Annotated in this window: 16 protein-coding genes; 4 read left to right on the top strand and 12 right to left on the bottom strand. The window is 40.7% G+C overall.

All coding sequences use genetic code 11. The features are described 5' to 3' along the window. Positions 1-20: 20 nt before the first annotated feature. Both AAHJ11_RS15385 and AAHJ11_RS15380 read right to left on the bottom strand, forming a co-directional pair. The gene (locus AAHJ11_RS15385) at positions 21-3,038 is read right to left on the bottom strand and encodes a tetratricopeptide repeat protein (protein ID WP_322019542.1); all 3,018 of its coding nucleotides are present in this window, start codon (positions 3,036-3,038) and stop codon (positions 21-23) included. 70 nt (positions 3,039-3,108) lie between these two features. Next, positions 3,109-3,630 (bottom strand): NUDIX hydrolase, encoded by a 522-nt coding sequence (locus AAHJ11_RS15380; protein WP_217720967.1) that lies wholly within the window; start codon positions 3,628-3,630, stop codon positions 3,109-3,111. 211 nt (positions 3,631-3,841) lie between these two features. Between AAHJ11_RS15380 and ahpC the strand changes: the two genes are divergently transcribed. From ahpC to AAHJ11_RS15365, 3 genes are all read left to right on the top strand, one after another. Continuing rightward, complete coding sequence (gene ahpC, locus AAHJ11_RS15375; protein ID WP_004307892.1) at positions 3,842-4,408, top strand: alkyl hydroperoxide reductase subunit C; 567 nt, start codon at positions 3,842-3,844, stop codon at positions 4,406-4,408. A gap of 84 nt (positions 4,409-4,492) precedes the next feature. Beyond that, positions 4,493-6,043, top strand: a complete 1,551-nt coding sequence (gene ahpF, locus AAHJ11_RS15370) for an alkyl hydroperoxide reductase subunit F (RefSeq protein WP_148365588.1) — start codon at positions 4,493-4,495, stop codon at positions 6,041-6,043. A 135-nt stretch (positions 6,044-6,178) separates the two neighbouring features. Beyond that, positions 6,179-8,005 carry an endonuclease/exonuclease/phosphatase family protein gene (locus AAHJ11_RS15365; protein WP_167511800.1) on the top strand — a complete coding sequence of 609 codons (1,827 nt, stop codon included), beginning with the start codon at positions 6,179-6,181 and terminating at the stop codon, positions 8,003-8,005. A 67-nt stretch (positions 8,006-8,072) separates the two neighbouring features. Here AAHJ11_RS15365 and AAHJ11_RS15360 read toward each other — a convergent pair whose 3' ends face one another. From AAHJ11_RS15360 to rbsK, 10 genes are read right to left on the bottom strand one after another with little or no spacing between them, the layout of a single operon-like run. Next, entirely contained in the window at positions 8,073-9,050 is a 978-nt protein-coding gene (locus AAHJ11_RS15360; RefSeq protein ID WP_148365586.1) for a fibronectin type III domain-containing protein, read from the bottom strand. Positions 9,051-9,074: 24 nt separating this feature from the next. Continuing rightward, a complete protein-coding gene (locus AAHJ11_RS15355; RefSeq protein ID WP_009001002.1) occupies positions 9,075-10,082 on the bottom strand; it encodes a GRP family sugar transporter in 1,008 nt (335 codons plus the stop codon). 18 nt (positions 10,083-10,100) lie between these two features. Then, positions 10,101-11,621 (bottom strand): alpha/beta hydrolase, encoded by a 1,521-nt coding sequence (locus AAHJ11_RS15350; protein WP_148365585.1) that lies wholly within the window; start codon positions 11,619-11,621, stop codon positions 10,101-10,103. A gap of 1 nt (position 11,622) precedes the next feature. Continuing rightward, on the bottom strand, positions 11,623-13,218 hold the full coding sequence (locus AAHJ11_RS15345) for an alpha/beta hydrolase (RefSeq protein ID WP_148365584.1): 1,596 nt from the start codon (positions 13,216-13,218) through the stop codon (positions 11,623-11,625). 11 nt (positions 13,219-13,229) lie between these two features. Next, positions 13,230-14,777 (bottom strand): ADP-ribosylglycohydrolase family protein, encoded by a 1,548-nt coding sequence (locus tag AAHJ11_RS15340; RefSeq protein WP_148365583.1) that lies wholly within the window; start codon positions 14,775-14,777, stop codon positions 13,230-13,232. Between the two features lie 6 nt (positions 14,778-14,783). Next, on the bottom strand, positions 14,784-16,391 hold the full coding sequence (locus AAHJ11_RS15335) for an ADP-ribosylglycohydrolase family protein (RefSeq protein WP_259021670.1): 1,608 nt from the start codon (positions 16,389-16,391) through the stop codon (positions 14,784-14,786). Between the two features lie 10 nt (positions 16,392-16,401). Continuing rightward, the gene (locus tag AAHJ11_RS15330; RefSeq protein WP_320975075.1) at positions 16,402-18,366 is read right to left on the bottom strand and encodes an ADP-ribosylglycohydrolase family protein; all 1,965 of its coding nucleotides are present in this window, start codon (positions 18,364-18,366) and stop codon (positions 16,402-16,404) included. A gap of 19 nt (positions 18,367-18,385) precedes the next feature. Continuing rightward, a complete protein-coding gene (locus tag AAHJ11_RS15325; RefSeq protein WP_148365581.1) occupies positions 18,386-19,915 on the bottom strand; it encodes a RagB/SusD family nutrient uptake outer membrane protein in 1,530 nt (509 codons plus the stop codon). 14 nt (positions 19,916-19,929) lie between these two features. After that, positions 19,930-22,863, bottom strand: a complete 2,934-nt coding sequence (locus AAHJ11_RS15320; protein ID WP_148365580.1) for a SusC/RagA family TonB-linked outer membrane protein — start codon at positions 22,861-22,863, stop codon at positions 19,930-19,932. A gap of 20 nt (positions 22,864-22,883) precedes the next feature. Continuing rightward, positions 22,884-23,798, bottom strand: a complete 915-nt coding sequence (gene rbsK, locus AAHJ11_RS15315; protein ID WP_148365579.1) for a ribokinase — start codon at positions 23,796-23,798, stop codon at positions 22,884-22,886. A gap of 143 nt (positions 23,799-23,941) precedes the next feature. Here rbsK and AAHJ11_RS15310 point away from each other — a divergent pair, with 143 nt between their 5' ends. Beyond that, positions 23,942-24,958 (top strand): LacI family DNA-binding transcriptional regulator, encoded by a 1,017-nt coding sequence (locus AAHJ11_RS15310; protein ID WP_148365578.1) that lies wholly within the window; start codon positions 23,942-23,944, stop codon positions 24,956-24,958. Positions 24,959-25,000 lie beyond the last annotated feature (42 nt).

Below are 25,000 nucleotides of genomic sequence, written 5' to 3'. Positions count from 1 at the left end.
ACTTTTCTATTTTTTAATTCTCAATTCTCAACTTTCAATTTATGAAGTCTGCTTTCAATCATACTTTGAATATCGTCATTACCCTGGTAATTCTGTTGCAAACTTAACAGATACTGACGTGCATCCAGATCTTTACCCGTAGCGTGGTAAACATCAGACAGAAGGACAAAACTACGTGCCAGCCAATAAGCATGAGGTGTGCTCTGTTCTATATAGTTGAGCAACTCTTTCTCTGCAGCGGCATATTCTTTTGCATCGTAAAGTGATTGTGCAACCTGATATTTTGCTTCGGCACCATAAGAGTTACGCGTATCTTTAGCCAGTTCACGGTAGTCTTCCAGTGCTTTTTTGTCAGCCTTTTGCTTGGCGTAGGCTTTAGCACGGTAATAAAGAGCTTCGTTCCTTAACTCCGGACTTAGTTTGGCTTCTGCAAGCAGGTCAGTAGCTGCATGGATGGTTTCTATATCATCTCTCAACAGGAAGGCGCAACGCAAAATACCTGTTTCGGCAAGTTGGCGACGTTCTACGCTAGTTGCTTTTTCTTTCAGCATTTTATAGCTAGCCAATGCTTCAGCCATGTTTTGTTGGTTGAACTGCACTTCGGCACGCAAGATTAGCGCTTCTTCTGCAAATGGGTTGTTAGGATATTCCAATAACTTATCGGAATGGAGAAGTACCATATCGTAATTCTTCTGTTCGTTACCAATCAGGCAGAGGTAATAATGCGCATTCAGACTGAAAGCACCTTCCGGGAAAGTCTGCAAGTATTTGTTGAAACTTGTTTTGGCTTCTTCCATCCGGCCTTTTATATAAATCTTTTCTGCAGCGGCATACGTAAGTGAGTCTTGTTCATTGGCATCGAAACGGATATGTCCCGGCATGGCATTTGCTAAAGCTGCAAATTCGTCGATGCGGTTCAGGTCTACATAAATAGATTTCAAGTCACGCATGGCAAGGCGGGCTTCTTCGCTGCCCGGATATTTCTCGATCACTTCCTTGTAAGCTCCGATAGCCTGATTGTAGTCTCCTTTCTGATAGTACAATAATCCGATTTCTGCAGCGGCTTTCCGGCTGACAGGGCTTTCGGGGTATTTGTTCAGTAATTCTTTAAAAGAGGTAATGGCTTGATTGTTGTTATCCATCAGGACATAAGAACGTCCTTTCTCATAAATGGCATTTACTGCATAAGGAGAAGAAGGATATTTACCCACCAGTCGGTTTAATAAAGTGATTTTGCCGGAATAGTCTTTCTGTAATCCCGATACGAGAGCGAGTTGATAGAAAGAATAGTCGCCGGAAGAAGTATTCATTTGTTCCGCTTGTGAGTAGTAATGTTTGGCCTCTTCGAAGCTGCGTACATGCAGGTAGCAGTCGCCGATACGGTTATAGGCATCGGCAAGTGCGGTTGTATTTTCACCTTTTTCCAGTTGAATATATTTCTGAAAGTAGTTACTTGCCTGTGTATAGTCTTTGCGGTGGAAAGCGATATACCCTAAGTTGTAGTTGGCAAGTGCGTACATTTCGTTATTGGGCTGGGTGGTGAGTTGCAGGTAAGCGTTGAAGTCACGGGTTGCTTCCGTCATTCGGTTAAGGCGATAGTAAGATTCGCCGCACCAGTAGTAAGCGTCTGCTTTGGTCTGCCGGTTGTATTGTCCGATGGCGATGGATTGATTCAGATATTTAATAGCCTGTGTGAAATCAGCATTGGCAAATGCTTGTGTACCTAGTTGGAACAGGATTTTTTGTTTGGCTTCCAATATTTGTGCACTTGGTTTGGCAATCCGGTCGATGGATTTCAGGGCTGCATCATAACTGCGGGTATTCATGTAAACTTCTACCAAATAGCTGCTGACTTTTTCAGCGTAAGGAGAAGTCGGAAATTCATTCAGGAACTTTTCGAAGGCAGTGACGGATTCGCCGAAAGCGGAGAAGGAAGTTTCATGCAGGCAAAGAGCGTAATTGTAAGCTGCCTGTTCCTTGATTTGCATATTGGCACTGGAGGCGGCTGCCTGTTCGAAAGCCATGCGGGCTTTGCTTTTTTCCGCCAGTTGCAGATAAGAGAGCCCCATGTGGAGATATGCGTTTTGAGTAAGGGCATCATTGGCAGTTGTAACTTTGCCTAATGTTTCGGCTGCTTTGGAATAGACTTTCGTCTGATAGTAGGAGAGCCCTAACATATAAAGAGCATCGCGACGTGGAGCCGAATGATCTTTGTTCAGGTAATTGTTGAATGCTTCTACAGCTTGGTGATATTGTCCGAAGTGGTAGTAGGCATCTCCCAGAATGCGATACATTTCTGCGGCATGTTCATTATTTGGATAGGCCGACAGATAGTTTTGTGCTACAATCTGTGCCTTATCATAGTTTTGGAGCTGTGCATAAATTTCGGCAATGTAATAGGGGACAAGTGCCTTGTATTTTGAATCGTCCTGCAACGGCAAGAAACCTTTCAGTGCTTCGTTATAGCGTTTTTGCGTATAGCGGATATAAGAGAGATAATAATCACAGTCTTTAGCATATTTGGGACTGTTGGAGCGCAATGTTTCAAACCAAATTGCGGCTTCTCGTAGATTATCGGTTTTCAGATAACAGGTAGCCAATTGGTAAGTGCAGTCATCCCGTTCCTCATTACCCAGTAGACCGAGGTCGGCAGAGTTGAAGAGTGCCAGTGCTTCGTCGTATTTTCCTTCATAGAAATAGCAGGAGGCTAATAGTGCATAAATACGGTTGGCGTAAGGAGTGTCAGGATAGCGGTCGAGATACTTGCGCAGGATTTCGATCCGGTTCTTGTCTTTCAGTTCATAAGCGGAACTGGCCAGCATGTATTCAGCGTCTTGAAGAAGGCTGGCGGCAGGCTTTTGTTTTACAAATGCTTTCAGTGCCGGTAGGGCGGCTGCATAATTTTTTTCCTGGAAAAGTTCTTTCCCTTCTTTATAAAGGTTGTCGGTCGAAGTGAACTTATCACTTGTCTGGGCAAATCCTATCATAGGAGTGCAGCAGATAGCCGCACAAATGAGTCTAGTAATTTCTTTTTTCATAATCGGGTGTTTATGCAAAAGTACAGAATGAAAGGGGATATGTTTCTGTAGTTTGTTATATTTTAACGAATTATCTGCCAGATAAGAACTTTTTAAGTCCTCGCCGGATAGAATCCAGCCCAAAATCTTCCGGTTGAATCTCGGAGAGAGGTAGGAAGAGAGAATCTGCTACATCATCCATGGCGGAGAAATGGCTCATGTCTTCTACGGTACAGAGGAAAAACATATCAAGTGTGTGTACAGGAAAACCTGAATAAACATAAATATTGGGAAGTGTGAACTGGTAAACGGCTTTTTTAACTTTCAGCCCTGTTTCTTCCAGTACTTCGCGGGTAACACCTTCTTCGCCTGTTTCATTCATGTCGATGAATCCGCCGGGTAGGTCGAGAGTTCCTTTGGCCGGCTCTTTGGCACGTCGGCAGACAAGCAGTTCATTTTTCTCATTCAAGATAAGTGCTACTGTGGCGGCAGAAGGATTGAAGTAATAGACAAAGCCGCAATCTGCACATTTTTTAGATTTCTCGTTGTTGACCTCAAAATGAGGGGAACCGCATTCAGGGCAATATAGGAATTGGGCAAGAGGATGTTCCATGATCGTATATATTTTCAGGTTTTTGTTTATGCTTGCAAAGTTATAAAATGCTTTTATTAATTTCATCTATCATGGCATAGAAATATTCGATTGGACTTTTTTTGCAAAGGCGGGGGGGCTGCCTTTATCTTTGCATCAGAAACAAAAAACAAAACGTTGTTTCTGATGTTATAAGTCAAATCAATTAATAACAATAAAAGCAATAAAGATTATGGAACCAATTTTAAATTCTCAACTTCCTGAATTCAGCGTTCAGGCTTTTCACAACGGAGCTTTCAAAACTGTAACCAACAATGACCTGAAAGGTAAATGGGCGATTCTTTTCTTCTATCCTGCTGACTTTACTTTCGTATGTCCTACTGAATTGGTGGATATGGCTGAAAAGTACGATCAGTTCAAAGCGATGGGGGTAGAAATCTACTCGGTAAGTACTGACTCTCATTTCGTGCACAAAGCTTGGCATGATGCTTCTGAAAGTATTCGCAAGATTCAATATCCGATGTTGGCAGACCCGACTGGCGCTTTGAGCCGTGCACTGGGTGTATATATCGAAGAAGAGGGTATGGCTTATCGCGGTACATTCGTTGTCAATCCGGAAGGAAAGATTAAAGTGGTGGAATTGAATGATAACAATATTGGCCGTGATGCAAGTGAATTGCTTCGTAAAGTGGAAGCTGCACAGTTTGTAGCCAGCCATGACGGAGAAGTTTGCCCGGCTAAATGGAAGAAGGGTGAGTCTACCCTGAAACCAAGCATCGACCTGGTAGGTAAGATTTGATAGATCTTGATAATGGTGATTATGGGAGGTCGGTAACGGAAGACGCTGCCGGCCTTTTTTCTCAAAAAACGAAAGGAAAAAGATATGTTAGAATCTGCATTAAAAGAACAACTAAGGGGTATTTTTGCTGGGCTGGAGGCAAACTTTACTTTTGATATATCCGTATCATCCGGCCACGAAAACAAAACCGAACTGGTGGAACTGCTGGGAGATGTAGCGGATTGTTCCGATCACATCACTTGTGTAGTGAATGAGGGAGACGCGTTGAAGTTTACTTTACTGAAGAATGGCAACCGTACCGGAATCACATTCCGTGGTATTCCTAACGGACATGAGTTCACATCGTTGCTTCTGGCTATCCTGAATCTGGATGGCAAAGGAAAGAACTTTCCCGATGAGGCCGTTTGCAACCGTGTGAAAGCACTGAAAGGCCCTATACATCTGACCACTTATGTTTCGTTGACTTGTACGAACTGTCCTGACGTAGTGCAAGCTCTGAATGCAATGACTACTTTGAATCCGGCTATTACGCATGAAATGATAGACGGTGCGCTTTATCAGGATGAAGTAGATGCACTGAAGATACAAGGAGTGCCCTCTGTCTTTGCAGACGGAAAATTACTTCATGTAGGCCGTGGTGAATTTGGCGAATTGCTTGCCAAGTTGGAAGAACAATATGGTATTGACGAAACCAAAGCGAATGCAGAGGTGAAAGAATATGATGTGATTGTGGCCGGTGGAGGACCTGCAGGAGTATCGGCAGCTATTTATTCTGCCCGTAAAGGACTCCGTGTAGCTATCGTGGCCGAGCGTGTCGGCGGACAGGTGAAAGAAACGGTAGGTATTGAAAATCTAATCTCTGTTCCGGAAACGACAGGAAATGAACTTGCCGATAATCTGAAAACACATCTCTTACGCTATCCGGTGGATTTACTGGAGCATCGTAAAGTAGAAAAAGTAGAAGTGGTTGGAAAACAGAAGCAGATCACTACCTCTGTTGGTGAGAAATTCCTGGCTCCGGCACTGATTATTGCAACTGGTGCAAGCTGGCGTAAACTGAATGTTCCGGGAGAAGCCGAATATATAGGTCGTGGTGTCGCTTTCTGTCCTCATTGCGATGGTCCGTTTTATAAAGGAAAGCATGTAGCAGTAGTAGGTGGAGGAAATTCCGGCATTGAGGCAGCCATTGACTTGGCTGGTATCTGCTCCAAAGTGACTGTTTTTGAATTTATGGATGAGTTGAAAGCAGACAGTGTACTTCAAGAGCGACTTAAATCATTGCCGAACGTGGAAGTGTTTGCAAGTTCGCAGACTACGGAAGTGATAGGAAATGGTGATAAGCTGACTGCCCTGCGCATCAAAGACCGCAAAACGGAAGAAGAACGTTTGGTTGAATTGGATGGTGTATTTGTACAGATCGGGCTTTCTGCGAATAGCAGTGTGTTCCGCGACATAGTGGAAACTAACCGTCCGGGCGAAATCATGATTGATGCACATTGCCGTACGAATGTGACGGGTATCTATGCAGCCGGAGATGTTTCTACGGTTCCTTATAAGCAAATTATTATCTCTATGGGCGAAGGGGCGAAAGCTGCGCTTTCTGCATTTGACGATAGAGTGAGAGGGATTATTTAAAATGTACAGATAGAACTGGACACACACAAACAATTCATGGTAAAGGCAATAAAGGTATGAATACATATTTTTGTTGCCCTTTATTTTTTTTCTTACCTTTGGGGCACTTAACATTAACCCCCAAAAATGAGAAACATGAAAAAGATCTTTTTACTAATTTTCGTTATCCTATTTATTTTTCCGGTACAGGCCCAGCATACATTGAGACTGATGACTTATAATATTAAAAATGCGAACGGCATGGATGATATTTGTAATTTTCAACGGGTAGCCAATGTGATAAATAATGCTTCTCCTGATGTTGTGGCTATACAAGAGGTAGACAGTATGACCCGTCGGAGCGGACAGAAATATGTGTTGGGTGAGATAGCTGAACGTACACAGATGCATGCTTGTTTTGCACCTGCCATAGAGTTTGATGGAGGTAAATATGGAATCGGACTGCTGACAAAGCAAGTTCCGCTACGTTTACAAGCTATCCCTTTACCTGGTAGAGAAGAGGCTCGCACCTTGATTCTGGCAGAATTTGAGGATTATATTTATTGTTGTACTCATCTGTCATTAACGGAAGAAGATCGCATGAAGTCTCTGGAAATAGTGAAGTCATTTACTGCTTCCTATAAAAAGCCTCTTTTTCTGGCTGGGGACATGAATGCTGAACCGGAATCCGACTTTATAAAGGAGTTACAGAAAGACTTCCAGATACTCTCCAATCCTAAACAATCTACTTATCCGGCTCCTGATCCCAAGGAGACTATAGATTATATTACCGCATTGAAGTCAAATGCTAATGGCTTCGCTTTTATATCCTCCCAAGTGTTGGATGAACCGATGGCTTCTGATCATCGTCCTATACTCGTAGAACTGCGTACCGCTGAAAAGGCGGATAAAATATTCCGTACTAAACCTTATTTACAGAATCCCATAGGTAATGGTATGACAGTTATGTGGGAAACTACCGTTCCAGCATATTGTTGGGTGGAATATGGAACAGACACTACTCAACTGAAACGCGCTCGTACAATTATTGACGGGCAGGTAGTCTGCAATAATAAACTACATAAAATACGTATCAACGATCTAATACCGGGACAGAAATATTATTATCGCGTATGTTCGCAAGAAATATTGCTTTATCAAGCATATAAGAAAGTATTTGGAAATACTGCCCAGTCAGATTTCTCAGAATTTACGCTTCCGGAAACGGATACAGATTCTTTCACTGCTATTGTTTTCAATGATTTGCATCAGCATACAAAAACCTTTCGTGCTTTATGCAAACAGATACAGAATATCAACTATGACTTTGTAGTTTTCAATGGTGATTGTGTAGACGATCCTGTCGACCACGAACAGGCAACGACTTTTATTAGTGAACTTACCGAAGGTGTATGCAGTAATCGCATTCCAACTTTTTTTATGCGTGGCAATCACGAGATTCGCAATGCTTATTCTATCGGTCTGCGCGACCATTATGACTATGTAGGGGATAAGACCTATGGTTCTTTTAATTGGGGCGATACCCGTATTGTCATGCTTGATTGTGGAGAGGATAAGCTGGATTCTCACTGGGTGTATTACGATTTGAATGATTTCACACAGTTACGTAATGAACAAGTCGATTTTCTGAAAGAGGAGTTATCTGCCAAAGACTTCAAGAAAGCGAAGAAACGTGTTCTTATTCATCATATTCCGCTTTATGGTAATGATGGAAAAAATCTCTGCGCTGACCTATGGACTAAATTATTGGAAAAAGCACCTTTTAATGTGAGCCTGAATGCTCATACTCATACGTATGCCTATCATCCGAAAGGTGAGTTGGGAAACAATTACCCGGTCATTATTGGTGGAGGATATAAGATGGATAGCGCTACGGTGATGATTCTGGAAAAGAAGAAAGATGAATTGAGGGTTAAGGTGTTGAATGTGAAAGGGGAGGTTTTGTTGGATATTACAGTTTAAAGTTAAAAAAATGGAGGTGTATCAGACTTTTAGACACACCTCCATGAAATAATTGTTTCATAAAATGTTATTCGGAGAAATATGTATAATAGAATTTCTCAATATCTCCGTCATAGTTCTTGCTTTCTTCTTTGATACAACTATTTTCATCATATTCGAATGTGTAAGTAGATGCAACGGATGAATGCTGCCAGCCGCTACTCGTATGACAATTAGCTGAAGCTTTTCCAAAGAGGCCTGTTTCAACCAACCAACGGCTTAGCCCACTACCTTCTGCATAAATACAATGTGCACCGCCAACATTAGGTACAGCAGAATAAGTCTGAACTTTGAACTGCTCTACTCCATCAGAGAATCTGGTCCATTGCGTAATATTGCCATTCTCTATTGTGATGTTAGATGCGATATTGCCATTCTTTTCAGCTTTTGTCATGTAGCCATTCTCGTCGTAAGTATATTCATATGTATTTGAACCGTCTACAAAGGTGGCGACATAGCCTTGGTCATTTAAAGTCATTGTATATGCGTTCTTACCTGTTACCGTAATATTGTTTCCTTCGTAAGCAAAGAGCCATTCTCTATCTAGTTCTCCTTCATATAATCTGTAGACACGTTTAACTGTACCGTTGTCATTATATTCATAATACCATTTATCCCAATCATCAGCAAAAGTAGCTATCCGGTAGACTGTTACTTCAGAAGTCGTTGTAAAAGTGATTTCTGCGTATTCTGAATCTTCAAAATAGATCGATCCGGTTTTTTGAGCTTTCACTTTGAATGTGTAACTTTTCTCCGGCTCTAGACCTGTCAGTTGAATGGTATTCTGGTCGGTACTTTGTTCACTACCGTTATTCAAACTATAAATATAAGCTGTTGCATTTCCTATAGCTTTCCATGTAATAACGGCCGAGCTTTCTTTTACATCAGGAACGGTGACTTCTGGTTTATCCAACACATTTGTACTGGGATGATTGTCGTCATCACTACAAGCAACTGTACTTAGTACTACTGCCAGCATGGTTAATAAATAAAAATACTTTTTCATGTTGTTCTATTTAAGGTTAATAATTTAATTTCCAGCAACTACTATCATTCCTAAGCCAATCAGGAAGAAGATAAACATCGAAGCCAGCAACTGATTAACAGATTTGGTTGATCCCTTAAACTCTTTCCAGATAAATACTCCCCAGATAGCAGCGATAAGCGGTGCGCCTTGTCCTAACGCATAAGATACCGCCGGACCAGCTTCACCCGATGCAATATAGCTGAATGCGGAACCAAGTCCCCATATTGCTCCACCAAGCATTCCGCATATATGAGTTCTTGCATTTCCTTTAAAATACTCGGAATAGCTGACTTTTTCCCCGACAAAAGGATATTTCATTACTAATGTGTTGAAGATAAAGTTACTTAGTAACACGCCGATTGAAAAGACAAAGATGGCAGAATAAGGAGTCATCATTCCTATAGCGGGAGAATTGAAGTTTTCCACGTCCATACCTTTCACTACGAACCTGTAGAATAAAGACATCAATACACCGGCAATTAATGCAATGATAATTCCCTTTTTGTTGTTTTTCTTGCTCTCTTCACCCTTTTGCATCTTTCCGGAGGCCACTCCGTTACAAATGATAGCAATGACAATGAGAGCTACACCACCGAATAAAAGCATGGGATTGCCGGTAGGAATTCCCAGATAGTTGACAATCACCCCTAGTACCAATGCGATACCGACTCCTAAAGGAAATGCTACCGACATTCCTGCTAAAGAAATGGAGGCTGAAAGGAGAATGTTTGAAGCATTAAATATCACACCACCCAAGATGACCCAGCCGATGCTGTCTCCTGATGCTTGTCCCAGATCTTCAAGGAACGGACGTCCGGTATCTCCGTGGCTACCCATCGTGAAGCCCAATAAGATGGTGAACAACACCATTCCAATCACATAATCCCAATAAAAAAGTTCATAACGCCAATTCTTGGAAACCAGTTTTTGGGTATTACCCCAAGAACCCCAACAAATCATGGTTACGATGCAGAATATAACTGCTAATAAATAACTGTTTACTGTAAACATACTATTAGTATTTAATTGTTAAACATGGATTCTGTTATTTAAATAGATAATCCAATCTTCCCAATAAGTGAAAGCATTGGTTTCTTTATATTTCCTTGACCGGAACTCATGTTCCAGATTTGATGCTTTCAAAAGGATATGAATATTACTACTAAGACCATATTCCTTTGATTCGGGTAGTACTTCTATCCAGCATCTGGGATATCTTTTATGAGAGTTAACTGCTTTTATAAAATTGGAAGCGTCACTTTCATCACCAGTGGTATTTACACAGACTATACCGGTAAACAGGTTCTCTCTCCGAATAGTTTCTATGCTTTCTTTGATATGATTTTCCCAAGTGATTAGCGCCCTCATGCGTTGAGAACCTCTGATCCCGGAGCATTGTTTCTCCACATCGGAAATTGTTTTTGACAGATCTACATTCTCTTTTACGAAGCAGAGAACAGCAGGCCATGTTTTGTTGTCATTCACCAGTTGATGAAACTGACTGACGAGAGCCTTTTGTTGCTGCCCGTTAATTTCTCCCTGTACATAGATAATAGGATATTTTCTAATGCTTCCTTGAGCCTGTTCCGGATAATAAATCGTTGTATTACCCATTTTTATAAATGGAGTCTCATTCGGAGAGTTTTTCTCTCTATTTTTTTGTTGATTTTCATTGAAATATCCGTTGATGAATCTGAATGCTTTTGGCAGTGCTGCATTCCAGCAGGTAAAATCATGTCCTCCTGAACGAACTTCCCATTCATGAGGTATTTTCCTTTCTAACAATAATCGGTGCAATTCTTCATTACTTTCGCATAGAGTACCTTCTTTATCTCCGATATCCAACATGATGCCAAATTCTTTTAAATCGGAATTACGGAGAGTGGAAAGAATGTGGTAGGGTGAATGTTGTTTATAATAACTGGTTAGGCGTTCATTGCCATTCTTTCCTACTCCTCCGAAAATCCGTCCCCATTGACTGTCCCATCCTATTTGTGGTCCCTCTTCTATATATTGTTTTTCTGTGCGGATAGATGGTGATAAAGCAACAACAGAACCGAACAGGTTATGATTGCGCAGGCTAACGGACAAGGCTCCGAATCCTCCCATGGAGAAACCGGCTATTGAACGTGCATTAGCATTTTTGCGGGTGCGATAGTTAGTGTCAATGTAGGGAACCAGCTCTTTAGTGAAGAAAGTTTCATAAGGGAAACTGCCATCATAAGTATCACTATAATAAGACAGATAACCGTCGGGAATGACTATGATGAAAGGTTGAATTTCTCCTTTCTTTGTCATTTGGTCCATAATACGGGCCACGTTGCCATATTCAAGCCAACTGGTATAATCGCCTCCTATTCCATGAAACATGTACAGGACGGGATATTCCATATCTGAATGCTCATAACCTTCCGGCAAGATGATAGAGTAGGAGACTTCTTTTTTTAAAGCCGGACTATAAATGCTCATTCCTTCTTTTTCTATGGGAAGTGCCCGAACTCCATCTATACTTGATAGGAACAGGATGATATATAGCAGTATCTTTCTCATATCATTTCTTTATTAACTGTTCACCAATATAATAACTCATTGAATAAATACCTGTTTGGGCAGACTGTGAACTATCCACTCCGTTTCTGACACGATATTGCACTGGAGCTTCCGCTTTCCGCAATCCATTGAATAGCGTGAACATACTGTTGTAGTTAGTGCCTTCGTCTGTTATATCCAGATAATAGATTTGGGTCTGATTCTCATCAGAAGGGTTGGCAATATCCGCATCTTCAGCGAAGAAGAAATGGATGGCAGGTGTATTACCTGTTGATTGATGGTATAAATAATCGGCGCCTGAACCGTATGCCAATCCTAATCTGAAATCTGCATTATTTTCAGTATGAATTGTTTTCTCCACTGCATTGGTGATAGCTGAAAAACTTATTCCATTTTGAATGATTTCCTTCACATCAAAACCGGCAATTATCATACGTTTGATTTGCATAAGAGAATCCAATGCTACGGCTACCTGTTCTGTTGTAAGGTTAGTATTGCCTTCTCCTTTACTATAATAAAGGACTTTGTAGGTTAAGGTAGAATTGTAATCGTCCGGTATGTATAGCTCGATATTGGAATTACCGACTTTAATGTTTTTAGTTGTAGAATGTAATTCCTCCGTAAACTTCTGCAGCGTTTCCTGCGGATAACTTTCTCCTTTGAATGAACGTTCGATAAAAGGTAGTGCTTCTTTCATGGATTCACGCCAATAACTGTCAGTATGAGCACCGTTCCGTACGCGATATTCGTGTTGGATATTTTTGTCCCGTAATAGAGAATGTAATTCACCGTTGCCTGCATATAATCTCTCTTCATCATCACCACAGTCTATATAATAACGTATGGCTTGAAATGTGGAGCTTGATTTATCTTTGAAAAAGTGCAGAGGGCATTGGCTTTTATAATAGCTTGTCAATCTGCCGGTTCCTGCCTGACCACTTCCCCCGAAGTTGTTTCCCCATTGAAGATTCCAACCGTCTTGTGATAGGGAAATGTATTGTTCATCTGTATTTAGAGATGGGCTTAATCCTACTGACACAGAAAATGTTTCGGGATGTTGTGATGCGATGCTCAATGCTCCAAATCCTCCCATAGAGAATCCGGCAACAGCTCTTTCCGTCTTAATGGCTGTTGTCCGGAATCGTTTGTCAATCAGGGGTACTAGTTCGTTAATGAACATATCCATATAGTTGAATTTTCCGTCATAACGGTTACAAAAATAAGAGTTGAAACCTTCCGGCATGATATAAATCAATGGACGAACACTGCCATTGTTGGTTTGTGTATCGACTATGGTTTGAATATTCAATCCTGAAGGTCCCCATGAATTCTGGTTTCCTCCCCAACCATGCAGAAGGAAAACTACTCCATATTTAGCTGTGCTCTCCGATAGATATTCTTGAGGCAGTAATACTGAATATTTGATTTCTTGTCCTATTATTTTGCTATAAAAACTTTGGTCGGGATTATAACGTTTCGTGAACTGTTCCGGTGTTTCGGTTTGTTCATCTTCGGACGGGGGATTGTCATCGGACGAACATGATGACAATCCGTAGGAGAATAATAAGGCTAATAATATGAGTAGTTTTCTATTCATAGCTTTTTCTTTTATTTATAAGGATTGATAGGCTCTGCCGGTGTGGATGAATAAACCACCATGTCTTTACACTGAACAGCATATTTTTCGTTCGGGTTGATCCATTTGATGACCAGCTTGTGAGGTCCTTCCTCTAAATCGTAGTTATAGAAAATATCGTACTTTCTTTTTATATAGTCGTAAGGCATTTCTATCGTTTCTATTTTTTTTCCGTCAATGTAAGCCTCTAAAATGGCGATGTAGTTATCATTATTATCTTTAATATCCTGCCTGATTAGTCCCATTAGAACAACGCCTTTGCCGTTGAATTCAAAGGTCTTTTCTGTACCAAGGTCATATTTGATGACTCTTCTTTCAGAAGGATATAGACCTTCGAACGAAACTTCCCATGCTACGGTCTTTGGCTTTTGGATTGTGGTGTAGTATTTATCTCCTTTCACTTTACCTCCATTTGCTTTTAGTACATCGCTCAATAATTTGAGATTGATATCATAAACAGAGCTTAAAGAGATGTCAGTGTATGGAAATTTTATATTTTCACATCTTTCTAGTGCTGGTTTCCAGTATTCGGGGATAGCTTTGTAGCCTTGTATGACTCCAAGGATTCCTGCAGCAGTCGCCGGATTACAGTCGGAATCTTGCCCACAGCGAGTTGCTATATCCATTGTTTTGAAAAAGTCACCATTACCATATAACAGTCCCATAACGCAGTAGGCTGCATTGATCGTGGCGTCAATATTAAATGCATTGAATACTCCTTCCGGACAGCCGATCTCAAAAGCATGACGGTTTTCTATTTCCAACCAGCATTTACGCCAATCATCCGGATATTGTTTCCAATACTTAATTACGTCTGTGATGCAATGGTGGAATTTGCTTTGTTCAGGAATAGTTTTGAGGGCTTCTGTGACAATGGTATAAATATCGTTGTTAACATAAGCTAGTGCATACATTGCTCCCATATATACACCTCCATACCATCCGTCGCCGTAGTTCATGATATGTCCTATCCTGTCGGAAAAATCAGATGCGGTATTTACCATTCCCGGGCATATCATTCCAATGAAGTCTGCTTCAATCTGGAAATCAATATCGTCAGCGTGCGGGTTGTTTTTCCAGTGTCCGGATGCTGGTGGCATAATGCCATGTAATATATTGTATCTAGCTGCCTGGTTGGCATGCCATAGTTTGTAATCTGCATTTGCAAAGGCTTTGGCGAATGATTCGGCAGGAGCATTTATTCCTTCTTTCTGCATAACTTCCAGAAAAGTGAGATCCATATATACATCATCATACAATCCGGGATCTTCCGCAAAGATGTCTTTGCAATAGTCGTCATACCAGATAATTGGAATTTTCTCATGGATGATCGCTCCTCTGTATTTGAACTCTGTGGGACCGCCATAAGTGCATCCGATTGTTTGTCCGGCCCAACCTCCTTTAATCTTGTCGAGCAGTACATCTTTGCTTATTTCAACTGTTTTTCCATATTCTATTTGTGCCGTTCCCGATATGGAGAAAGCAAGTAGTAGAATCATGTTAATCAGGACTTTTTTCATCTTAACTTATTTATTAAAGTAAAATCTATCATGTTCTTTTTTCTCTGAATAATACATTATGTCGTTGATACGAATAATATAGTCTTTCTTACGGTTCAACCATTTCATTTTTACGTGGTGTCTTCCTTCTTTCATGAGGTATTTCCAGGCTGGTTCTACTTTCCGATCCGTGTTTTTCATGGGTAATGCTGCTACATGATCCAGTTCTCCATCTATCCATATTTCAACTTTAGCAACATAGGAATCATTAGGCTCTGCTAATCCAAAGACCTCGGAACCAATGTGGCGTGTAGACACACGATTGATATAATCTGGAGTAATATTTCTTGTGCAGCATATATTTCCCCAGATAACAAATCCATTGCCATTGAAATCGAATTCGAACGTATCTGTCAGGAAACAGTCTTTGCGCTCCCTGTAAAGTGGGTAGGTATTTTCAAAATTTTGTTCTAGAGGAAGGACGTCTGCTTTTCTGATTGGAATTTCTACTTCTCCACTAGATACAGTACCACCTGTTTTGACTATAAGCTGTTTGGCTTGTTCAAAACTCATGTTGTAGGCTTTAGCCAGGGACATATCGGTTCCTTCAAATGTGAGATCTTCTACTTCTTTCAGGGGATTCAGCCAGAATGAGGGGATGTTGTCATAGCCATACATGACCCCGAGTACACCGCCAACTGTAGATGGGTTACAGTCAGAGTCTTGTCCACAGCGTGCTGCAATATCGATGGAATTAGTAAAATCTCCTTGACCATAAAGCATAGCTAATGCCACGAAAGCGGAATTGAGCTTGGCGTCAATGTTAAAGTTAAGAAATACACCTTTTGGACACCCTACATCACAGTTCCATTTTTCTTGTAGAAAGTACCAACAATTTTTCCAGTTGTCCGGATGCAAAGAATGGAAATTGATTACATCCTGAATACATTGATGGAATGTGCTTTCTTTAGGAATGACAGAGATTGCGGTCCTTAGAATTGCTTCAGGGCTCTGTTCATAGAAAGCAGAACTGTAGAGAGCTGCTACGAAAGCACCACCATAGAAACCATCACCACTATTCATGATGTGACCTACTCTTGAAGCGATATCCAACGCCTCCGGCAGCATTGCCGGAGCCATCAGGCCAATAAAGTCTGCTTCAATCTGGAAATCCAGATCGTCTGCATGTGGGTTATTCAGCCAATGTCCGGAAGCTGGTGGCATGATGCCTTGACGGATATTATATCTGCCTGCTTGATTGGCATGAGCCAGGTGATAATCGGCAAATGCGAATCTTTTGGCAAGCTCTTCTTGTGAACAATCCAGACCGAGCTCATTGAACGCTTCGACAAACGTGCAATCGTTATAAATATCGTCAAACAGTCCGGGTTTCTTTTCCCACCAATATTTTACGTAGCCTTCCGCCCACGGAATCGGTTGGTAGTCTTGGATATACGTTCCCGTGAACTTAAACTCCGTAGGTGCTCCGAAAACAACACCAATGGTTTGTCCTGCCCATCCACCTTTAATCTTATCCAAAAGTTCTTTTTCAGATAATTTTAAAGTTCTTACAGGCTGGGCTTGTACGTTGAGAGCGAAAAGCCCTATGATACATATAGTAATTATTTTCTTCATTTTTCTTTCTTTATTTCTCATAAACTCCCAATTCGGTAATAGAGATGAATGAGGATACATTCTTTGTGTATTTATGCCAGTGCTCCTGTATCTTGGCATCCATTAGTACGCGTATTCCCTTGGTTTTAACTGCCGGAAATTCTAAAACATATTGTGCAAAGGGAGGCTGAAAAAATACAATATCAGTTTCAGGTAGTGCCGGAGTTGATTTGAATTTGCCTGCATCATACCAATGTCCGTCATTCCCAAGATACTGGATGCTTAGAGAAGTAAACCACCCTCCGAATTCCTCCAGGCACCCCATGTCTAAAACAACCATATTGATAGTATGCTCTTCTTTCCAGCCATATCCGAAATAGTCTATTTTAGGCAGGTTACTTTTGGCGGCCAATGAATAAAATACAGAGCCAACGCCATCTTTAATCCCGTCATTAATCACTTCCACATTGGTTGCGTACATCGGTTTTCCAAAGGTGATCCAGCAAGAATCGAGAACTTCCTCGTTCAGTTTGCGGACATTGGCATAAATAGTGTCGGCTTTTGGGGCTATATTCTTTGTTTTTACTAATAACTCAAAGTCTTTAGTAATTGCATTTTGGTTATTGGCACTTAACTGAAGGGTAATCGGGTATTTACCGGCTTCTGTAGGAGTTCCTGCCAATTTACCATTCTGGAATGTAACTCCTGCCGGGAGTATACCTTTTACCAAGTCCCATTTGAAATTAGCATTTGTCCTGCAGGCAAATGAATAATCCGTAGGCTGTCCGATTTCCAAATCCGGGTTTGGACCGACACAGAATTCCAAAGGAGGGATGAATTGTGCTTTTGGATTCACATATACCATGTCACCTTTTACTTTTCCTCCTTTTGCGCAAACTAGTTCGATTGCCTTGTTGTAGGTCCGTTCAATCATGTCTTCAATAGAAGCGTCAGGCATATCAAATCGGGTGATATTGATATATCGGTCGTTGAACGGCTTTTCCCATCCTTCGATAGGTTTGGTCAGACTTTCGGGAAGTGACTTTGCACCGTACATTACTCCCAGAAGTCCGGAAATGGTAGCTGCTTGATTATCGCAGTCAAATCCCATTGCGCAACTTAAATCCAATGTCCGTTGGAAATCTCCTTCACCGTACAGCATGGCCAAAATTCCGCATAATCCGTTCAGATTGGCATTCCAGATTGTTTTTGTCATGGCCGGTTCGTCTATATAGTATTTCTTAGCCATGATTTGACGTGCTTTTACCCAATCCTTGGGATACTTGTCGTATAAAGCGAGCATCTCTTTTACAGCTATTGCATATCTGTCATTAGCAGGCAGTTCTTTCAGGGCTCGTGTAATGAGCTTGCGGATATCTTTGCAGAAAAAGGCATCAGCATACATTGCACCGTATAGGACAGTGGGGGATACAGCCCACGAATCACTTGTGATACGGGCTGCCCAGTCACTTTTTCCTGCAGCATACGAGATCATGCCTGGTGCTGTATACGCCCATATTTCATTAATCAATTGAGGGTCGATTTGATACCAATGAGGATTTAGATTTTCATCACCAGTGAACGGAGGGGTAAATCCGAGATGCATTAATCCGAGTGCTGCCCTGTTAGCCAACCATACACGATCGCGGATATGGTACATCCAGCCTTCACGCATATTGGCATAAGTCGGTTCTACACCATATTTCTCCATTAATAGCAAATATATATACTCAACATCCGTATCATCATCAGAAAATGCACCATTATACTGCTGTAATTTATCTATGTTTTTGGTGTAACCGAATGGAAATCTGGATTCGGGAGCCGGTTCATCTACAAACTTGTTTTCGAAAGGAAGTCCATATATGTTTCCTACCATTTGCCCGATCCAGGCTCCGGCTATCTTATCTTTTAACTCTGCTTTTGAAATTTTCTGTGCAGAGATAAATAAGATGTTGGTGATTAATACAAATAAAAAGATAATTGGTTTTTTCATACTTATCAGGATGTTGTAGTTAATAATCTTTGTTTTGAGATAATTTCGGATTTGCGTTCAATATATCCGTAGGAATGGGGAATACATTTCTAAAGGTTTCTGAACTTTGATCGGGATGTGCCCAATATTTCTTCAAATATTTTCCGAAACGTATCATGTCTTCATGGCGCCATCCTTCCCATGCCAGTTCTCTGCCTCGTTCTGCATAAAGTTCATCGACTGTCAACTGGCTCGTGGTATATGCGTCAAGATTGGCTCTTGTACGAATTTTCTTAAAGTCTGCCAGTTGAACGGCTTCACTGGCTCTGTTTTGTCGTACCAAAGCTTCCACATACATTAATACAACATCGGCATAACGGAAAATAGCGAAATCGTTGTCCATGCTGACTGTATATTCTTTTAAAGAACCGTCAGTCTGATAATGCCATTTCCAGCAACGTGCACCGTCGTATGTTCTACGTCCTCCGTTGCTATTATAATATTTTTCCTCGGGGAAGTCAGGAGTATATTCGAACCCAAGAGCTTTTCCGCTTAAGTCTACCTGCGGACCATATAGCCAACTTTGGCTTCTGCGAAGATCCTTTTCATCGTATGTTTTGAAGAAGTCCGGTTGGCAGAGGAAACCTGACCACGGAGCTGCCGGAATATTAAATGTTGCTTGTGATGCAGCTTCCAGTGTCAGCGTATGCAGATAAAATGAATTGCTGTCACCGCTAGTATATACTCTGTCATAGAGGATCACAAAAATGTTCTCTTTGGAATCTTCATTTTTAATGTCAAAGTTGGTAGAATAGGAATCTTCAATGCTGTAAGCATTTATATCCATAATATCTTTGCAAGCTTTTTCTGCCTTGTCGTACATAGGAGTTCCGAACCATGCTTCTGCATTCAGATACATTTTCGCGAGAATACAATAAGCGGCCGCTTGTGTAGCCCGTCCGTAATTAGTGTCCGAAGGTTCTCTGTCCAGAAATTCGATATTGTCATTAATTTCTTTTTCCAGGTAGTTGAAAATATATTCTCTACTTTTTTGCTCCGGATATCCGGTTTCTGTATAGTCAGTTGTAAAAGGAACGTTACCCCAACAAGAAATAGCCTGATAATAGTAGAAAGCACGCAATATTTTCATTTCAGCTACAATCTTCTCTTTTCCTTCAAATTGGATAGGCGACAGTTCCGTTTCGTAAATAATTTCATTACATGCGGCAATGCCATTAAATATCCAGTTCCAACCTTTTGTCAATAATTTGTTTGCAGGTGGAATCTTATTCGTTTGGATTTCTTCATAACGTCCGTTACTGTACCAGGAACCACCACAAGCTGGAACGGCACATTCATCAGAGGCTTGTAAAAGTAGTGTCCATAGACTTTGTTCGGAATTGTAACCTTGTAATTTCGTATACGCTCTACCTGCGTTGGCTACTAGCTCTTTCTCATTCTTAAAGAAGTCATTCATAGCTACTCCTGTGTAGACTGTTTCGCCGAGATCGGTACATCCGTATGATAATATACAGATAACGAAACTTAATATTATATTTGTCTTTTTCATGGTAATCGTGGTTTTTAGAATACTATATTAACCCCAAAAGTAAATTCGGTAGTACGTGGATAATAACTTAGACTTTCCATACCGGGTTCCAGTCCGGAAAGGGCTACTTCAGGATCGACGCCGGAATAACCGGTGATGCAGAATACATTCTGTGCCGTGAGGGATAGTCTTAGTCTCTTGACCATTTTCGATGTGAAGTCCCAGGTATATCCGAAAGTAATATTATCCATTTTCAAATAAGAGGCATCCTCTACATATTTGGAGGAATATTTATAGGTCGTACTTGTGAAATTCGTTTGTGACAGCCAGTTGGATGAAATGTTTCTAAGTCCGATGCTGCTTAGATTTTCATATTCCATGGCGTAGTTGTTTAGAATTTCTCCACCGATAGAGGCGCGGAGCGAGAAACTCAAGTCGAACTTCTTGTATCTGAAAGTATTGCTCCAGCTAAGAGTGGCATCCGGGTAAGCACAGCCGATTTTCTCCCACTGCTCTTCCGGTACAGAGCCTTCTGCATTTTGTCCTAACAATACATCTTTTCCGTCTGTATCAGTTCCCAACCATATAGGACCATAGAAAGTTCCTAGTGACTGTCCTTCTATTAAGCGTTGAGTATAGCAGGCTGCACTGGTAGACCATCCTACTTTGTATGTTCCGTTAGTGAATTCATCATTGGTGAATTTTACCAATTTGTTTTTGTTGTGCGAAACGGTAAGTGAGGTGTTCCATGTAAAGTCTCTGGTGTTGAACGGTGTACCGGATATTGTCAGTTCCACTCCTTCGTTGGTTACTTTTCCAACGTTTGTGAACAGGGTATTATATACATAAGGAGGAGTCGGCACGATGTAGTCATATAGCAAGTTGGAAGTAGTCCGTTTGTAATAATCGAAAGTGAATGAGAGTCGGTTATTAAACATGGTCATGTCAACACCGACGTTAAACTCTGCTTTCTTCTCCCATTTCAAATCAGGATTTGCGTTACTCGCAGGTTGATAGGTGTTTATCCATTGACCATTATAGTAGAATTTACCGGCTGTAGTCATCATCATCAAAGATTTGTAATTTGAGAAATCCTGATTACCGGTCACACCGTATCCGGCTCTCAATTTCAAATCATTGATCCATTTGACATCCGAGAGAAACTTTTCCTTATTTATGCGCCAACCTACACTGACAGCCGGGAACCATCCCCACTTATTATTGTCACCGAAGCGGCTGGAACCGTCACGACGTAAAGAAGCGGATAAAAGATACTTATCATCGTAGTTGTACATGAACCGTCCGAAAAATCCGATATATGTATTATCTTCTTTATTGGATGACATACTGGCTTTGCCTTCGGTAAGATTGGTTCCTGTTCCGATGTTATGAGTCTGGTTGTCATCGAAGTCGAAACCGGAATTAGTCATGGAGGCAGATGTACTGTAGGTATACTGGTACGTATATCCAAGCAATGCCTGGATAGAATGTTTTCTAAAGTTGTTTGCGTAGTTTAGAGTAGACTCATATTGCGTATCATTTTCTTGATAGTTTTCAATATAAGCTTGTCCGTTTGTTCCTATTAAGCTTGGATAATAGTGTGTGTAATATTCACGTGTCTCATATTGTTCTTTATCGTATGAAACAAAGTTTTCCCATTTCAATCCTTTTATTGGCAATATGTTTAGAGTAGCGCGGATATTTGCACCATAATTATCATTCTTGCTTTCCATGTTTCTTTCGTTTATAATCGCTACTGGATTATAGTACTCCATTGCTTTGATACGACTATAACCTCCGGCATCCGGATCGCTGTCATCGTAAACAGGTTCTGTCGGATTATGTGTAAATGCCTGCATGAAAGCACTTGTAGAGGAAGGACTATATTTGCGATGAATGATATTCAGGTTATAATCCAAATCGACCCATTTGTCTAATAATGACTGGCGAATATTGGTACGTGCCATTAACTTTTCGGAGCTATTATGCCTTTGCAAGCCATCGCTCTTTTCATAATTGAAAGATGTGTGATGTGAGAACTTCTCGGAACCTCCGGATATAGACAAGTTGTGCTTATGGCTGAACGGAGTTTGCGTAATTTCTTTGAACCAATCGGTATCACTGTCAAAAATATAACTTTCCAATTCTGGGCGATACTCCTTGATAATAGATTTGTATTCACTTGCCGATAAAGGTTTTGCTCTGCGTGAAACGACTCCCACTGTGAGTTGCCCATCATAGGAAACTTCCGTTTTGCCACTTCTTGCACGTTTGGTTGTGACGATGATTACTCCATTCGTACCTCTTGTTCCATAAATAGCAGCTGCCGAACCATCTTTTAATACGTCTATAGATTCCACTTCCTGAAAATTGATATTTCTGATATCTGCACCTGCCACTCCATCGATAATAATTAATGGACCCTGCCCTGCGGAAAGCGTATTTGTTCCACGAAGTAATACTTCATATTTGGCTGTCGGATCAGCACCGTTCGGGTTGATAATTTGTAATCCTGCCACTTTTCCTTGCAGCATTCCCATGGCATTGGTGAATGTTCCGGGATTGAGATCATCTTTCTTCATACTGGTAACCGATCCTGTAAGCTCTTTCTTAGTGGTGGATCCGTAGCCAATTACTACAACATCATTAAGCACTTTCGAGTCTTCGCGCAGGTGTATTACAAGCTGTGTCTGATTTCCTACTTGTTGTTCAACAGTTGCATAACCTACATAAGATATAACCAATACATCAGAAGGATTCGCTTTTACATTGAAGGTTCCATCAACTCCTGTAATAGAACCATTTGTTGTACCTTTAACAAGGACACTGGCACCGATAATGGGTTCATTTGCTTCATCGAGGACTGTACCTCTTATTGCCTTTTGGGCAATAGCATCATTGCTCATCAAAGAAAATACTATTAACAATATGCTTGTCAATAGACCGTGGGTTGAACATAGTTTTATCATAATAACAGAATTAAGGATGATTATTGTATTTCTTTTCTCAAAGGTATAGATATTTGTGCTCCCATTCTGGTGACAGAAATAGAAGAGGCTCTACTTGCAAATATAATTGCATCTTTTAGATTTTTGCCTTCAGATAGAGCTACGCACAGTCCGCCACAGAATGTATCTCCGGCAGCGGTAGTGTCTACTGCTTTTACTTTGAAAGCTGGAATGTGAATAAACTCATCATTTTCATAAGCGAGAGCTCCTTTGGCTCCCATCGTAATAATGACAGTTTTTATGCCTTTCGAACTAATATAACGAATCGCTTCTTTTGCCGATTCATCATCTGTAATGTGCATTCCTGAGATGATTTCAGCTTCTGTGACATTAGGAATAAGAATGTCGACATTGGTTAATAAATCGTCAGGCAGTTGTTGGGTAGGGGCAGGTGCGGGATTTAATATAACAGTAATTTTATCTTTTTTCGCCATTTTGGCTGCATAAGTGACACTCTCGATTGGAGTCTCAAGCTGCATGATGACGATGGATGCCTGTTTGATGGCGGGTTCTGCATTTTGTATGTCATCAATAGATAAAGTCCCGTTGGCTCCGGAGGCAACAACAATACAGTTTTCCCCTTTTTGGTCGACATTGATAAGAGCTACTCCTGACGGTTCCTGCGGGGTAATTCCTACATAAGTAGTGTCGATTTTTTCTTTGTGAAACATTTCCAAGGTTTCATTTCCAAAAATGTCATTCCCTATTTTGCATATGAAAGTGACATCTCCTCCTAGTCTTGCAGCAGCTACGGCTTGGTTAGCTCCTTTGCCGCCATGATTCATTAAGAAGTTTCCTCCCAGAATTGTTTCTCCTGGTTTTGGTAGACGGTCTGATTTGATAACCATGTCCGTATTGCTACTACCTATCACTACGATTTTCTTCTTTGTGTCCATATAATGAGTATTAAGTATTAAGGTGAATTGAATTGTAAACGATGCGCAATCGTTTGCGCAAATATAGAAATATTTTTCAAAACAAAATATTTTTCTTGCTTTTTTCTCAAATAAAATGTTATTTTTGCAAAAAACAACCAGTAATGAAGAAAACTCTGATTGATGTATCAAAGAAAACTGGGTACTCTATCTCTACGATTTCCAGAGTGTTAAATGGGAAATCAGAGAAATATAGGATCAGCCAGTCTGCTAAGGAGGTTATTTTGCAGTCCGTTAAAGAATTGGATTATCAACCTGATATTGTTGCGCAAAGTTTGCGCAACAAGACGACATATACTATAGGCCTTCTTGTACCGCACATAGATAATCCTTTTTTTGCCAATATAGCAAGTGTTGTCATCCGTGAAGCACAACGTTATAATTATACTGTTATGCTTATCGATACTCTAGAAGATCCTGTTCAGGAAAATAAAGCTATCGATTCGCTTCTGTCACGTAAGATAGACGGAATTATTTTGGTTCCAACCGGAGAGAATCCTTCCAAACTGGAGGAAATTAGTACTAAAACTCCGATTGTTCTGATTGACCGTTATTTTGAGAAACATAATTTACCATATGTAGCTACTGATAATTATGTAGGAGCTTATCAAGCGACGAAATTATTATTAGAATCGGGACATAGTAAGATTCTCTGTATTCAGGGGCCGGATATCTCCATAACAACTAAGGAACGCGTGCGTGGTTATCTTGATGCGCTTCGTGAGGCTGGTTATCAGGATAATGTAATGATAAAAGGAAATGAATTTTCGATTCAAAATGGTTATATTGAAACCAAGTTGGCTTTGAACTCTACAACAAAACCAACCGCTATATTTGCGTTGAGTAGTACAATTCTTTTGGGAACGGTCAAAGCATTGAATGAGCATAAAGTGAGAATACCTCAAGATATGTCTATCATTTCATTTGATGATAACTTATATCTGGATTATCTGAATCCTCCCATTACGCGTATTGCCCAGTCATTGGAGAATATTGGCATTATTGCAGTGAAAATGTTGATGCAGAAGATTCTGGAAGAAACAGAACTTCATTCGGAGATTCTTTTGAAACCTAATATTATAAAACGGGATTCAATAAAAGTGTTAAGTGACAGAAAATAATATTCTCTATAATAGAAAAATCCGGTTTGAGTATTATCAAGC

The sequence above is a fragment of the Bacteroides sp. 90-K9/2 genome (assembly GCF_047310725.1).
Lineage (GTDB): Bacteria > Bacteroidota > Bacteroidia > Bacteroidales > Bacteroidaceae > Bacteroides > Bacteroides vicugnae.
Note: the sequence above shows the minus strand (reverse complement) of the source record. Positions and strands in the feature narration are given on the sequence as shown.